A 14070-nucleotide genomic window follows, 5' to 3' on the forward strand; every position below is an offset into this window, starting at 1 on the left:
TGCCCGGCGCGCCCCGCGCCCGTCGGCCCCGCGCCCGCGGCCGGTCGGCGGCCGGGCGCCACGACCAGGAGCATCGCCGCGGCGATCAGCCCGCCGCCGAGCAGGACGCTCCAGGTGAGCGCCTCGCCGTAGGCGACGGCGGCCAGGGCGGTCACCCAGAGCGGCTGCGACGACAGGATCACCGCGGCGGGCACCGGCGGGAGGTGGGCCTGGCCGAAGGACCGGGCCAGGAAGCCGAGCGCGCACGCCACGACCGACAGGTGGCCCAGGATCGCCCAGTCCCCGGGGGTCCCGGGCAGGGTCAGGCCGTCCGGGACGGCGAGCAGGCCCGTCATCGCCGCGATGACGCCGAGCTGGATCACGGTGACCGCGTAGGCGTCCTGCCGTGCCCGGCCGGAGGCGCCGAGGACCAGCGTGTGCGCGGAGTACAGCACCGCGGCCAGCAGGGTGACGCCCAGTGCGGGCAGGGAGACGTCCTGCCCGGCGGTCCCGCGCAGGAGGGTGAAGGAGACCAGCGCGACCGCCGCCAGGGTCACCGCCCCCCAGGTCCGCCGCGACAGGCGGGTGCCCAGCACCGCCAGGCCGAGGATGGGGGTGATCACCACGTAGGAGCCGACCGTGAACCCGGAGACGGGCGAGGGCAGGTCGTGCAGCGCCACCGCCTGCGCGGTCTGCCCCACCCCGAACAGCAGGCCGAGCAGGATGCCGGTGGGCCAGGTCCCCTCGGGCAGCCCGCGCAGGCAGCCGGGGCGGAGCGCGAGCAGCACCAGCGCGGCGAGGCCGTACCGCTCGGCCAGCAGGTCGGCCACCGGGACGCGGTCGATGAGGTCCTTCATCAACGGGAAGGCCGATCCCCAGGCCGCGCTGACGAACAGCAGGAGCGCGGCCCCCAGGACTGGCCGGGACGCTGACGACATGGGCGCTGCCATACGGGAAGGGTGGCATCACCCGGAGCCGCCGGAAGCCGGTTGTCCGGCCTGGGGGGTGGGCTGAATACAACCCTGAGGGAAGGACGCACCTCCCGCGGGCGACAGACGCCACCCCGGGGCGACGAAAAGGGCCCTCCGTTCTGAAAGACCTCAGTTTTCCGGCCTTTCCGCCTTATTGGATTCTCCGTACAATTACGGTGCAGGAGATCCGAGAGGAGACCGCATGACACCGACGCCGAGCACCACCGCGGACCGGGAGCGCGACCGGGCGGTCGCGGAGAGGCGGGCCTACGAGGCGGTCGTCGAACGCCTCTCCAAGGCCTCGGTCGACAAGCACTGGGAGCCCTACGTCGACATCCCCTGGGACGATCCGGACTTCCTGGTCCGCCAGGACGACCCCCGCTGGGAGCTGCCCGGGATCGACCGGCTCGGCGGCTGCGCGTGGTACCGCGCGCAGCCGCCGGAGGTCCGCGCGAGGATCGGGCTGTGGCGGGTGGCGACCGCCATGAAGATCGGCCTGCAGTTCGAGAACCTGCTCAAACGCGGCCTGCTCAACTACGCCTACCGGCTGCCGAACGGCTCCCCCGAGTTCCGCTACGTCTACCACGAGACGATCGAGGAGGGGCATCACGGGATGATGTTCCAGGAGTTCGTCAACCGGACGGGACTCCCGATCCGCGGCATGCCCGGCCCGCTCAGCCTGCTCTCCCAGATCACGCCCTGGATCCCGCTGATCTCCACCGAGCTGTTCTTCGTCTTCGTGCTCGGCGGCGAGGACCCCATCGACCACGTGCAGCGCAAGGCGCTGCGGGAGGGGCAGATCAAGCACCCGCTGGAGGAGACCATCATGCGGATCCACGTCGCGGAGGAGGCCCGGCACATCTCCTTCGCCCGGCACTACCTGCGCCGCCGGGTCCCCCGCCTGCCCCGCCCGCACCGCTTCCTGCTGGGCCTGGTCTCCCCCGTCGTCCTGGGCGTCATGGCCCGTATCATGCTCTCGCCGCCCGGATCGATGATCAGGGCGTTCCGCATCCCGGACGACGTCGTCCGAGAGGTCTACACCGACAACCCCCACATGGCGCAGGAGATCCGCGACTCGGTCGCCAGGACCCGTGAGCTCTGCGCCGAGCTGGGCATGATGAACCGCGTCCAGCGGAGGGTCTGGAAGGCCATGGGGATCTACGACGAGCCCGCACGGAAGGCGGCCGCATGATCGAGCGAGACGGGGAGCCGGACGGCGGTGTCCCGGCCCGCCGGGGCCGCAGGACCGCGATCGTGACCGGGGGCGCGTCCGGCATCGGCCGGGCCGTCTCCCGGGAGCTGGCCCGGCGCGGCGTGCACGTCGTGGTCGCCGACCTCGACGGGCCGGGCGCCGGGCGCGCGGCCAAGGAGTTCGGCTGCGCGGGCGCCGAGGTCGACGTCACCGATCCGGAGGCCGTACGCGCGCTCGTCCGGGGGGTGCGGGACGAGCACGGGCGGCTCGACTTCGTCTTCAACAACGCCGGGATCGCGGTGGGCGGCACCACCGACGAGCTCACCCTCGACCACTGGAACCGCACGATCGACGTGAACCTGCGCGGGGTGGTCCACGGCGTGCACGCCGCCTACCCGATCATGATCGAGCAGGGTTTCGGGCACATCGTCAACACCGCCTCGCTGGCCGGGCTGACCCCCGCCCCGCTGATGCTCCCCTACACCGCGACCAAGCACGCCGTGGTCGGGCTCTCCCTGGCGCTGCGGGCCGAGGCGAGGAGGCACGGCGTGCGGGTGAGCGCGGTCTGCCCGGGGTTCACCGACACCCCGCTGCTCGACCACGCCAATCCGGGCCTGCCGCAGACCGCCACGGGCGCGGGCGCCCGCCTGGCCGCGGTCCGGGCCCAGGGGCGGCTCTACTCCGTCGACGCGCTGGCCGGCGACATCATGCGGGGCGTGGCCCGGAACAAGGCCCTCATCGTGGCCCCGGCCTCGGGCCGGCTGATCTGGCGCGGGGTACGGCTCTCACCCGCGGCCGCGGTCCGGGTGGTCTCCCTGGTCATCGGGCGGGCCCGCGGCTGAACGGGCGGTGTGCGGCCGGACCGGAGGAAACGGGCGGGAACCTCCGGACCGGCCGCGGCTCAGTGGGCGAGCCCGACGTACTCGAACCAGTCGAAGTCGGCCGTGTTCCCGCCGTTCCCGCCGTTCCCGCCGTTCCCGCCGTTCCCGCCGTTCCCGGAGTCTCCGCCGCTCCCGAAGTCCGCGCCGTTCCCTCCCGCGGCGTACATGCCGACGTAGGCGCCGGTGAAACCGCCCGCCACGGTCGAGCTCAGCAGGCGCCCGTCCACCGCGTCCCCCACCGGCAGCCACTCGCCCGGGGCCGTGGCGCAGCGCATGCGGTACTCCTGGCCCCGCGCCTCGATCCCCAGCAGGATCCGGCCGGCGGGCACCGCAAGGCGAGCCGTGACCTCCTCCTTCCCGCCCTCGCGGCGGACCACTTCCAGCCCCCGCTCGGTGAGCACGTAGCGGATGTGGAAGTCGTCGTTCTGCACCAGCACCAGTCCCGCGCACTCACCCGGGCCGGGGGCGAAGTCGAGCGAGGCGTGCACCGCGAAGTCCCGGTGCTGCTGCCGCCGCGCCACCAGGCTCGGGTTCCCCCGCTCGCAGAGCGTCTGCGGGCGGACCCGCAGCCGCAGGTGCCCGGGACGCTCGGTCAGGCTCCAGTACGGCTCGCGCGGCGTGCGCAGGTGGTTCCAGCACGGCGCCAGCCGCGGTGCGTCGAAGTGGTCGCAGGCGGGCTCGGCGGGCCAGCGGTGCTCGGGCAGGTCCGGGGCCGGGCCGTACGGCTCGACCCGCGACACGAGCGGCCAGCCGTCCTCCCAGCGGACCGGCGTCAGGAAGGTCTCCCGGCCCAGGTTGTAGTGGTAGCCGCCGTAGGGGCGCATGGCGAGCAGGACCATCCACCACTGCCCGTCCGGCGTGCGGACCAGGTCGGCGTGGCCGGTGCCGGTGATCGGGTGGTCGCGGCCCAGGTCGCGGTGGGTGAGGATGGGGTTGCGCGGGTTGCCCCGGTAGGGGCCGGTCACCCGCTCCGACCGCGCGACCGTGACCGCGTGGTCGATGTCCGTGCCGCCCTCGGCGATCATCAGGTAGTAGCGGCCGTCCACCTTGTACAGGTGGGAGGCCTCCGGCCAGACCGCGTCCCGCAGCGCGCCGGTCCAGAGCACGTGCTCCGGCCCGGTCAGGGTCATGGACGCGAGGTCCAGCCCGCGCAGGAAGACCTCGCCGAGGCCGTCGTCGCCGATCGGCCGGTTGGCGGTGACCCACGCTCTCCCGTCGTCGTCGAAGAAGAGCGACGGGTCGAAGGCCCTCGGCAGGTCCAAAAGGTACGGATCGCTCCACGGCCCCGCCGGGTCGGTCGCGGTGACCACGAAGTTCTCCAGCCCGTCCACCAGCGTGGTGATCATGTAGAACACGCCGTCGTGGTGGCGGATGGTGGGGGCGTAGATCCCGCCGCTCGGCCGGATCCCGTCCAGCGGCAGCTGGGACGGGCGGTCCAGCACGTGCCCGAGCTGCCGCCAGTTCACCAGGTCGCGGCTGTGGAAGACCGGCACGCCGGGATACCACTCGAAGCTGGAGGTGACCAGGTAGTAGTCCTCTCCCACCCGGCAGATCGACGGGTCGGGGTGGAACCCGGGGATGACGGGGTTGGCGAACGTCCTCACGTGCCCTCTTCCGCTTTCTCGTACTGTTCCCCGGCTCATCGGCCGAACCCGAGCACGCCCCAGCGGGCGGTGCTGAGATAGGCCAGGCCGGTCGGGTCGCTCCAGGTCACCGCGGCGGTACGGCTCGCGCCCGTCGCGTCGTTCACCTGGACGTCGAAGCCCAGCAGCGCGTCCCCGCCGAGGGCGGCGGTCGGCAGCTCGATCGTGGCCTCCACGACGTACCCGCCGGGCACCTTGAGGACCGCGCTCGTCAGGTTGCCCTCGATGGCGGCGGGGTCCAGGGGGCCGCCGACCGTCCGCCTGCCGGTGAAGGAGATCCGGTACTGGCCGTCGTCGTCGCCGTAGCCCTTGGTCTTGCCATTGTCGGCGTCCACGAAGATCTCCACCGAGTCCTGCTGCCAGGCGTCGGGGGACTCCTCGCTGAGCTGCGGGTCGCTCACCCGGGCCAGCACGTGCAGGCGCCCGGCGTCCCACAGCGCGCGCACCCGGGCGGTCGCTCCGGCCGAGCCCTGGATCCAGGTCGCGGTCCGGATCTCGGGCGCCTTGGCCCACACGGCGTCCACGACGCCGTCGATCTTCGGTGTGCCCCGGACCGCCGTGGTCGTGCGCACCGCCGGGACGGGGGTCATCTCGCCCGCCCAGACCAGGGTGTCCTGCGAGGAGGCGTCGCGGACGGTCAGCCGGACCCCGCCGGCGCCGGAGGCCCCCGCGGGCAGCAGCGCCTCGACCCGGTAGCCGCCGGAGGTCTTCCCGACGTGCGCCCGCAGCCCCTTGGCGTGCGGGCCCTTGGCGTGCGAGCCGGTGCGCCGGATCACGTGGTCGGTTCCGCCGACCGTCACGGTGACGGCGTCCTGCCCGTCCCGTGAGGGGTCGGTCACCTCGGCCAGCACCGACAGGCCCTTGGCGGAGCGGCGGAACTGGATCCCCGCCGACAGGTCGCCGTTCCTGGCCAGGAGCACGTCGGGCAGCAGATCCCACTCCCGGTCGCGCCTGCCGTCGATCTTCGGCGCGCCTTCGGGCACCTCGACGTCGTGGACCAGGGGCTCCAGCCTGGCCGGGTCGACCACGCCCCAGTAGGCGGGCTTGGCCTGCAGCCGGTCGTCGAAGAGCAGCGGCGCGTTGAGCCGGGTGATGGGGAAGGTCGACAGCCAGGTGTCGTCGTCGGCCAGTCCCCAGAGCGTGACGGAGCTCAGGTGCCCGCTCTGCCTGCGGAAGACGTCGAAGATCTCCTTGTACCGGTGCCCCTGCGCCAGCAGGACCTCGGCGGGGATCTCGGTGTAGGACTGCACGAAGTCGGGGTAGACGCTGACGTCCAGCTCGGTGACCTGCTGGTCGACACCGAGACCGGCGATCAGCTCGATGGTCTTCTCGATCTCCGAGGCGTGCGGCTGCTCGATGTTGACGTGCAGCTGGTGGCCGACGCCGTCGATCGGCACGCCCTCGGCCCTGAGCTTCTTGACCAGCTCGTACAGGGCCCGGCGCTTGCGCGGGAACTCGGTGTTGTAGTCGTTGATGTAGAGCTTGGCGTCCGGGTCGACCTCCCTGGCCACCCGGAAGGCGGTGCGGATGTAGTCCAGACCGGTGGCCTGGAACCACTTCGACCGGCGCAGGCCGTCCGGCTGGTTCTCGTCGACGACCTCGTTGACGACGTCCCAGGCGTACAGCCGGCCCTTGTAGCGCCCGGCCACGGCCCGGATGTGGTTCTCCAGCCGGCGCAGCACGTCGGCCTTGGTCCCCTCGAACACCCAGTCGGGCGTCTGGCTGTGCCAGGCGAGGGTGTGGCCGCGCGCCTTGAGGCCGTTCGCGTGGGCGTGGTCGACCAGGTGGTCGCCCTCGGCGAAGGTGAACTCGCCCTCGCGCGGCTCGGTGGCGTCCCACTTGAGCTGGTTGCCCGGGGTGACGCTCTCGAAGTGCCTGCGCAGCAGCTCGCCGTGCTCGCCGAGCGTCTGGGCGCGCTGTACGGCGGTGCCGACGGTGAAGCCGAGGACGTCCTTGAGCGCGGGGATGTCGCGCTGGATCGGCACCGCCGGGACATGGACCAGGGTGAAGTCGTCCACGGCGAACGGCGTGGTGTCCGCGGCCGACTCGACGTACACCGCCAGGAAGTCGACGTCGTGGCCGAGCGTGTAGGCGCCCTTCAGCTCGGTCCACTGACCGGCCGCGACCTCGCGGGGCGCGGCGATCTGGTCGTAGCTCGGCGTGTCCCCGCTGCGCCGTTCGATCGACAGCCCCAGCGAGGTCGCCGCCTCGGGGCGCACCCAGATCGAGGCCGTGTACTTGGCCCCCTTGGCCATCACCGGCAGGACGTCGAGCGCCGGCCCGTCCCAGGAGGCGGAGCGGTCCGACACGGCCAGGCCGTACCCTCCCTGGCGCGCGGCGGAGGGGGTGACGGCCAGCGTGGCGGCGGCGCGCGTCCGCCAGCCCTGGGCGGTGCCGGTCTCGAAGTCGGTGCTCGTCCCGTTCCCGTCGCCGGAGCCGGGCTCCTCGGTGATCATGACGTCGTCGAGGCGGTAGGCGGCGGCAGGGTCGGAGCTCTCGGCGTACAGCTGCAGATCGGCGGAGGCGCCGGTGAAGGTGTACCTCCCCGACAGCTCCACCCATCCGGCGTCACCGACGGTGGCGGCGGCGACGCGCTCGTAGACGGTGTCCCCTCCGTCGGGGGTGCGCTGCACGGTCAGCGCGATCGTGCTCTCCCCCGCCACGGCGCGGGCGAAGGCGGTGACCATGTAGGTCCGCCCTTCGGCGAAGTGCGGCGCGACGGCCGCGCCGTGCCAGTTCTCGCTACGGCCGGTGACCAGCAGCGAGGCCGTCCCGGAGCGCGCGAGTTCGGACGAGGCGGTCACCGAGACCCCGTCGCCGCGAGGTCCCCACCCCTGCGTGCCGGATTCGAAGTCGTACGTCACCGGCTGCGCGGCGTGCGCCGGTCCGGGGACGGCGACGAGCGTCGTCAGGCACAGCAGGGCGGCGGTCAGCCAGGAGCGGAGGGAGATCATGGGGGGTGCTCTTCTCTCAGCGGAGGGGACTCGGCCGGGGGGGTTCGGCGGGCGGGGCTCAGCCGGCGATGTTCGCGGTGAGCAGCTCGATGAGCGGCTCGCGGCGGACACAGGACCGCAGGGCGAACGAGTCGGCCAGGGCGACCAGCTCGTCGTCGGACAGGCCCTTGAACAGCGCGGCGTACTCCGGCAGCAGCGCCTGCGCGACGAGGATGTGCCGGATCAGGTCGTCGGTCTGGTAGCGGGCGCCCCACGGGTAGGGGTCCCACTCGGGGAACTCGGTCTCCACCAGCTGGTGCAGCGGCGCCAGCACGTCGGCCGACTCCTCCATCGTGGAGCCCCACCGGTCGGCGCCCAGGCGCGTCTTCTTGGCGATGAAGTCACCGAAGCGCCGCAGGTACGGCCCGGCGGGGTCCGCGCTCACCAGGCCCTGCAGGCCGACGTCCTTGTAGGTCCACAGCGCCCAGCCGGCCTGGTGCTCGTCGAAGATCTCCAGCTGGTCGGTGAGGATCTGGTAGCGCTGCGCGTCGATCTCGGGGTCGCCGGTGTAGACGGGGCCGAACTCGCCCACCCAGATCGGCGTGCCGGTCTCGCGCTGGAAGGCGGTGCGCCGCTCGAAGGTCCGCACCAGCTGGTCGCGGTCCACCCACTCGCCGCGGGTGTAGCCGGGGTACGGCCCGCCGTGCGCGAAGCCGGCCAGGGCGTAGTCGTGGCAGACGAAGACGGTGTTCTCGTAGACCTCGCGGAAGACCGAGAAGTCGGTGGAGTAGGTGTTGCCGTCCAGGAAGAGCACGTGGCCGGGGTCGACGGCGCGCAGCGCCTTGACCAGCCGGTCGTAGAACGGGCCGACCACCTTGCCGCTGGGGTCGCCGGGCTCGTTGACCGGGTTGTAGCCGGCCACGTAAGGCTGGTCGCGGTAGCGGTCGGCGATCGCCTCCCACAGGTGCACCACGCGGTCCTGGAAGTGGCGGTGCTGCCAGAACGCGGCGACGTGGGTGGGGTTGTCGGAGTGCCAGTGCTGGTTCTGCGACCCGGGTACGGCGTGCAGGTCCAGCACGCTGTAGATGCCGCGCTCGGCGAGCAGGCCGATGACGCGGTCGAGGTGGCGGAAGCCGCGCTCGTCGATCTCGAACGGCCGGTCGTCGGACTCCAGGTGCCGGTAGTTGAACGGGATGCGCACGCAGTTCATCCCGGCGGCGGCCAGCAGGTCGGCGTCCTCGGGGCCGAAGAAGGAGGTCAGCAGCCGCTCGAAGAACAGCTCCGCCCGGTCCTCCCCGATCGCCTCACGCACCGAGTTCCGCATCCCGGCCTCGTTGGCCGGGTAGCCGGTAATGAAGTTCTCCATGTTGAGCCAGCCCCCGAGGCCGACTCCACGCAGCCTCACCGGAGTGCCTGCCGAGTCGACGAGTTGGGATCCGGAGACACGCAGAGTCATCAAATCTCCCTTATCACGGAGAGTAGAGATGTTGTGAAAGTTTCATTGAACTTCCGAATGTTTCGTTCTCGGGCGAGGATAGGTAATTGCCCGTTATGCGTCAATACGGCCATGGAAGCGCTCCCAGTGACGGGTGCCACAGGGGGAGGAAACTCCGAAACTTTTCGGGTACACTCCGTGCCATGCCAACCAAGAAGCGGGTGACGATCGCACTGATCGCCGAGGAGGCCGGCGTCTCCGTCCCCACGGTGTCCAAGGTCATCAACGGCCGTCCGGAGGTCGCACCGGAGACCCGCCAGCGGGTGGAGCGCCTGCTCCACCTGCACGGTTACCAGCGCCGGGTCGGCCAGGCCGACGGTCCCGCGGGCCTGGTCGACCTGGTCTTCTCCGAGATCGAGAGCCCCTGGGCCATGGAGATCGTGCGCGGCGCCGAGACCGCCGCGCGCGAGGCCGGGGCCAGCGTCGTGATCTCCGTACTGCACACCCACGCCGGGCCCGGCCGCGACTGGCTGGAGCGCATCGCGGCCCGGCGAACCGACGGGGTGGTCATCGTGGCCTCCCGGCTCTCGGCCGGCCTGCAGCGCCAGCTCAGCGCCCGGTCGATGCCGTTCGTCGTCGTCGACCCCGAGGGCGAGCCCCCGCCCAACGTCGCCTCGGTGGGCGCCACCAACTGGAACGGCGGGCTGGCCGCCACCCGGCACCTGCTGGAGCTGGGGCACCGCCGGATCGGGATCATCGGCGGCCCGGCCGACATGCTGTGCAGCAGGGCCAGGATCGACGGCTACCGGGCCGCGCTGGAGACCGCCGGCGTCACCGTGGCCCCGGAGCTGATCCGCCGCGGCGACTTCCTGGTGGACTCCGGCCGCGATCAGGGCCGCGAGCTGCTCGCCCTGGACGACCCGCCCACCGCCGTCTTCGCCGGCAGCGACCTGCAGGCGTTCGGCGTGCTGGAGGCCGCCCGGCAGCGGGGGCTGCGCGTCCCGGAGGACCTCAGCGTGGTCGGCTTCGACGACCTGCCCCTGGCCCAGTCGGCCTGGCCCTCCCTGACGACCGTCCGCCAGCCGCTCCAGGAGATGGCCGCCCTGGCCACCCGCATGGTGGTGGCCTCCGGGCCGGGCGCCCCGGAGGCCAAGCGCGTGGAGCTGGCGACCGAGCTCGTCGTCCGGGAGAGCACGGCCCCGCCCCGCCGCTGAAGGGACCCCTCCGGAGGCGCGCTCCCCGGCCTCCGGAGGGGAGTGTGAGAGCCCGCCCGGAGAGGTCCCCGGGAGGGCCGCGAAGGGGCGCGCCCCGCCGGCCGCCCGGCCCGCGATGAGGCGCGCCGCCCGCTCACTCCTCAGCCCTTCGTCGCCCCGGCCGTGAGGCCGCTGATGAGCTGGCGCTCGGCGACGGCGTAGAACCCCAGCGCCGGCAGCATCGCCACGATGACGTAGGCGAGGATCTTGGCCGTGTCGGTGGAGTACTGGCCGCTGAACTGCTGGACGCCCACCGGGATCGTCCACCACTCGGGGCTGTTGAAGACGACCAGCGGCAGGAAGAAGTTGTTCCAGCTGTTGACCACCGCGAGCACCGAGACCGTGGCGATGGCCGGTCGGGCCATCGGCAGCAGGATCCGCCAGAAGAACCCGAACGCGCTGCAGCCGTCGAGCGTCGCCGCCTCCTCCACCTCTCCCGGGATCGTCCGGAAGAACCCCCGCAGGATGACGATCGTCACCGGCAGGGCGAAGGCGGCCTGGGGCAGGATCACCCCGAGCGGGTTGTCCAGCAGGCCCATCGCGCGCAGCAGCACGAACAGCGGGAGGATCGCCACCGCGAAGGGGAACATCAGCCCCATCGTGAACAGGGTGAACAGCAGCTCCCGCCCGCGGAAGGCGAACCGGGCGAAGACGAACCCCGCCAGGGCCGCCGTGGCGACCACGATGACGGCCGTGGTGATCGCGATGAACGTGCTGTTGCCGACCTGGCGCCAGAAGTCCGGCGAGGCCAGGACGTCGGTGTAGTTCGAGACCACCCACGGCGACGGCAGGCCGAACGGGTTGGTCGACAGCTGCTGGTTGCTCTTGAAGCCGCCGAGCACGCCGTACCCGATCGGGACGATGATCAGCGCCCCGATCGCGATCACGATCGTGTGCAGTCCCAGGTGCCGGAGCCTGCGCTGCGTCCTCGCCCGCTCGCGGCTGCTGATGTGGCTCATCGCTGGTCTCGCATTCCGGTGATCGCCCCTTCGGTGTCACGCCGCAGGACGAACCTCTGGTAGCCGAGCGCGAAGACCAGGCTGATGAGGAACATCACGACGCTGATGGCGCTGGCGTAGCCGACCTGGTAGCGCCCGAAACCGAAGGTGAACATGGTGATGGCCATCGTCTCGGACGAGTGGATGGGCCCGCCCTCGGTGAGCACCCAGACCAGGTCGAACAGCTGGATGGCGCCGATGATGGACAGGAAGGCGCTGATCCGGATCGTCGGCCCCAGCAGCGGCAGCGTCACGTGGCGGAAGACCTTCCAGCCGGTCGCCCCGTCCAGCTGGGCGGCCTCGATCAGCTCGTTGGGGATGCCCTGCCGTCCGGCCAAGTACAGGATCATGTGGAAGCCGAAGTACTTCCAGGTCATGACGATGAACACCGAGTACATGACGCTCGAGGGATCCGACAGCCAGGTGGAGCTCAGCTCCTCCAGCCCGATCATGCTCAGCATCTCGTTGGCGAGGCCGCGCTCGGGCGAGAAGAACATCGTGAACAGCACCGCGGTGATGACCTCGGACAGCACGTACGGCGCGAAGAACAGCAACCGGTAGAAGGCCCTGCCGCGCATGGGCTGGTTGAGCAGCAGCGCCAGCCCCAGGGCGAGCGGCAGCTGGACCACCAGCGAGAGCACGATCAGCACCAGGCCGCGCCACAGGTCCCCGAGGAACACCGGGTCCTCGAACATCCGGGTGAAGTTGTCCAGCCCGATGAAATCGGTCGGCAGCCCGCCGAACCCGTTCCACTTGAACACGCTGGCGTACGCGGCGAGCAGGATCGGCGCCAGCACCAGCAGGACGAACAGCACCAGCGCCGGGAGCAGGAACAGCGTGATCGTCATCAGCGTGCGGCGCCGGTTCCTGCGGCGGCCGGCCGCGCCGCCGCCGTCGGATGAGGGCCGCGCTCGGCGGGGTCCCGGCTGCGCCGGACGCTTGTCCGCCGCCAGGGTCTCCGGTTTCATCGGTTCTCCCCGATCGGGGGGCCGGGCAGGCGCCCGGCCCCTTCCTTCGTCTTCACTCGGTCGTCACTCCGACTTCGCCGCCGTCGTGATGTCGGCGACGACCTGCTCCGGAGTCTTCGACCCGGCGATGAGCTCGGCCACGCTGTCGTTCACCTGCTGGCCGACGGCCGGCGGGTAGGCCTGGTCGAGGTAGAGCTGGTAGCCGGTGGCCTTGTTGAGGCTCTCCGTCACGAGCTTGGCGTGCTGGTCCGTGACCGCGTCCTCGGTGCCCTTGACCGCCGGGAAGATGGCGCCCGTCTTGACACCCTTGCGGTGGTTGTCGGGCTCGGAGATGAACTTGAGGAAGTCGATCGCCTCCGGGGGCGCGTCGGCACCGACGGCGACACCGCCGCCGCCGCCGAAGGCTTCCGTCGCCGAGCCCTTGCCGCCCTCGACCGCCGGGAACGGGAAGAAGCCGAGGTCCTCGCCGAGGTCCTTGGAGGTGTCCCGCTGGACGCTGGGGGCCCACTGGCCCATCAGCTCCATCGCGGCCTTGCCGTTGCCGATCGTGGCGGCCTGGCCGTCCGGCTTGTCGTAGTCGGCGCCCAGGAAGCCCGGCTGGAACGGCTCGAGGGCGGTCAGTTCCTTGAGCTTCTGGCCCGCCGTCACGAAGTCGGGGTTCTCGAACGACTTGGTCTCGGCCGCCTGCTTGAGCGCGTCCAGGCCCGCCACGCGCATGGCCAGGTAGGCCCAGTAGTAGTGGCCGGGCCACTTGGCCTTGCCCGCCAGGGCGATCGGGGCGATCCCGGCCGCCTTGAGCTTCTTGACGTCGTCGAGGAACTCGGTCCACGTCGCCGGCGGCGCGTCGATGCCGGCCTTGGCGAAGAGCTTCTTGTTGTACCAGAAGCCGACCATGCCGAGGTCGTGCGGGACGCCGTACGTCTTGCCGTCGATCTGGTAGGCCGACAGGGCGACCGGGGAGAGCGTGTCGGACCAGGAAGAGATGTCGGAGGTGATGTCCTTGACCAGACCCGCCTCGACCTGCTGGGCCAGCACGCCGCCGCCCCAGGTGTGGAACAGGTGCGGGGCCTTGCCCGACTGGGTGACCGTCGTGAGCTTCGACTTGAAGTTCTCGACGTTCATCGCGTTCACCTTGATGGTGACGTTGGGGTGCTTGGCCTCGTAGTCCTTGACCAGCCCGTTCCAGACGCCCAGCATGGGGTCGATGTTGTGGATGGTCCACCACTCGACGGTGACCTTGCCCCCGGAGGAGGCGCCCCCGCCCGATCCCGCGTTGTTGCTCTCCTGGCCGCCGCCGCACCCCGCAAGGAGTAGCGCGGCCGCCGCCAACGTCACCACACTTCGCCGATTGAACGACTTCACAGTGGTCTTCCTTCCTCTGCCGTCGCTACCGCAGATGTGATCCGCTGCCCGCGGATGTGATCTCTGAAAGTTTCATCGCGTTGCCGATAGTTTCTAGAGATGGCGCTGAGGTTACATTGGCTTTTCCGCGGTATCAACGGCCGTCTTCACACCGTTATCTAGAGGTTTGCGGGAGAGATCCGTTGACACGCCTCCCCGGAGAGCTTGCGGTACGGGGCGCGAAAAAATCTCGCAAATCTTAAGAAACTTTCGGATAGCGAGGGCCCGCCTGTCGCGAGCTCGCGCGACGTGCCTGGTGGAGGGCCTGATCGGAGGTCGTCCCACGGCGGCCCGGATCCGCCCGCGCCCGCGGCCGCGACTACGGAAAGCGCGTTCCGCAGCGCGGCGGACGCGGCGGTGAGGCCCGCCTTCCGGGCAGGGCGCGCCCGGCCGCCGTCGCCCCGGCCGCCGCTCCC

At 71.3% G+C, this 14070-nt stretch carries 10 protein-coding genes; 3 read left to right on the forward strand and 7 right to left on the reverse strand.

The features are described from left to right. On the reverse strand, positions 1-917 hold a 917-nt coding region (locus ACWJ6R_RS16290; protein WP_449063033.1), incomplete at its 3' end, for a DMT family transporter. 235 nt (positions 918-1152) lie between these two features. Between ACWJ6R_RS16290 and ACWJ6R_RS16295 the strand changes: the two genes are divergently transcribed. Together ACWJ6R_RS16295 and ACWJ6R_RS16300 are read left to right on the forward strand one after the other, a co-directional pair. After that, positions 1153-2142, forward strand: a complete 990-nt coding sequence (locus tag ACWJ6R_RS16295) for an AurF N-oxygenase family protein (RefSeq protein ID WP_449063034.1) — start codon at positions 1153-1155, stop codon at positions 2140-2142. Then, on the forward strand, positions 2139-2984 hold the full coding sequence (locus tag ACWJ6R_RS16300; protein ID WP_449063035.1) for an SDR family NAD(P)-dependent oxidoreductase: 846 nt from the start codon (positions 2139-2141) through the stop codon (positions 2982-2984). The genes ACWJ6R_RS16295 and ACWJ6R_RS16300 overlap by 4 nt, the downstream gene beginning before the upstream one ends. A 59-nt stretch (positions 2985-3043) precedes the next feature. Here ACWJ6R_RS16300 and ACWJ6R_RS16305 read toward each other — a convergent pair whose 3' ends face one another. Genes ACWJ6R_RS16305 through ACWJ6R_RS16315 form a run of 3 tightly spaced genes read right to left on the reverse strand, consistent with a single transcriptional unit; the run spans position 3044 to position 9055 of the window. Beyond that, a complete protein-coding gene (locus tag ACWJ6R_RS16305; protein WP_449063036.1) occupies positions 3044-4627 on the reverse strand; it encodes a glycoside hydrolase family 43 protein in 1584 nt (527 codons plus the stop codon). A gap of 35 nt (positions 4628-4662) precedes the next feature. Then, the gene (locus ACWJ6R_RS16310; RefSeq protein ID WP_449063037.1) at positions 4663-7620 is read right to left on the reverse strand and encodes an endo-1,4-beta-xylanase; all 2958 of its coding nucleotides are present in this window, start codon (positions 7618-7620) and stop codon (positions 4663-4665) included. A 58-nt stretch (positions 7621-7678) separates the two neighbouring features. Next, positions 7679-9055 (reverse strand): glycoside hydrolase family 5 protein, encoded by a 1377-nt coding sequence (locus ACWJ6R_RS16315; RefSeq protein ID WP_449063038.1) that lies wholly within the window; start codon positions 9053-9055, stop codon positions 7679-7681. A gap of 182 nt (positions 9056-9237) precedes the next feature. Here ACWJ6R_RS16315 and ACWJ6R_RS16320 point away from each other — a divergent pair, with 182 nt between their 5' ends. Further along, complete coding sequence (locus ACWJ6R_RS16320) at positions 9238-10248, forward strand: LacI family DNA-binding transcriptional regulator (RefSeq protein WP_449063039.1); 1011 nt, start codon at positions 9238-9240, stop codon at positions 10246-10248. 140 nt (positions 10249-10388) lie between these two features. On the opposite strand, the gene ACWJ6R_RS16325 is transcribed toward ACWJ6R_RS16320, so the two are convergent. The 3 genes from ACWJ6R_RS16325 to ACWJ6R_RS16335 all read right to left on the reverse strand — a co-directional run bounded on the left by ACWJ6R_RS16325 (position 10389) and on the right by ACWJ6R_RS16335 (position 13615). Next, positions 10389-11246, reverse strand: coding sequence for a carbohydrate ABC transporter permease (locus tag ACWJ6R_RS16325; protein ID WP_449063040.1), 858 nt, complete (start codon positions 11244-11246; stop codon positions 10389-10391). Further along, positions 11243-12253 (reverse strand): carbohydrate ABC transporter permease, encoded by a 1011-nt coding sequence (locus ACWJ6R_RS16330; RefSeq protein WP_449063041.1) that lies wholly within the window; start codon positions 12251-12253, stop codon positions 11243-11245. The genes ACWJ6R_RS16325 and ACWJ6R_RS16330 overlap by 4 nt, the downstream gene beginning before the upstream one ends. Before the next feature lie 63 nt (positions 12254-12316). Next, on the reverse strand, positions 12317-13615 hold the full coding sequence (locus tag ACWJ6R_RS16335) for an extracellular solute-binding protein (RefSeq protein ID WP_449063042.1): 1299 nt from the start codon (positions 13613-13615) through the stop codon (positions 12317-12319). Positions 13616-14070: the final 455 nt, after the last annotated feature.

This window comes from Planomonospora algeriensis (genome assembly GCF_977012225.1).

Excerpts from the sequence above, each read along its gene's own strand:
- ACWJ6R_RS16325 (WP_449063040.1), bottom strand. The coding sequence starts at position 11,246 with ATGAGCCACATCAGCAGCCGCGAGCGGGCGAGGACGCAGCGCAGGCTC.
- ACWJ6R_RS16315 (WP_449063038.1), bottom strand. The coding sequence starts at position 9,055 with ATGACTCTGCGTGTCTCCGGATCCCAACTCGTCGACTCGGCAGGCACT.
- ACWJ6R_RS16330 (WP_449063041.1), bottom strand. The coding sequence starts at position 12,253 with ATGAAACCGGAGACCCTGGCGGCGGACAAGCGTCCGGCGCAGCCGGGA.
- ACWJ6R_RS16295 (WP_449063034.1), top strand. The coding sequence starts at position 1,153 with ATGACACCGACGCCGAGCACCACCGCGGACCGGGAGCGCGACCGGGCG.
- ACWJ6R_RS16320 (WP_449063039.1), top strand. The coding sequence starts at position 9,238 with ATGCCAACCAAGAAGCGGGTGACGATCGCACTGATCGCCGAGGAGGCC.
- ACWJ6R_RS16300 (WP_449063035.1), top strand. The coding sequence starts at position 2,139 with ATGATCGAGCGAGACGGGGAGCCGGACGGCGGTGTCCCGGCCCGCCGG.
- ACWJ6R_RS16310 (WP_449063037.1), bottom strand. The coding sequence starts at position 7,620 with ATGATCTCCCTCCGCTCCTGGCTGACCGCCGCCCTGCTGTGCCTGACG.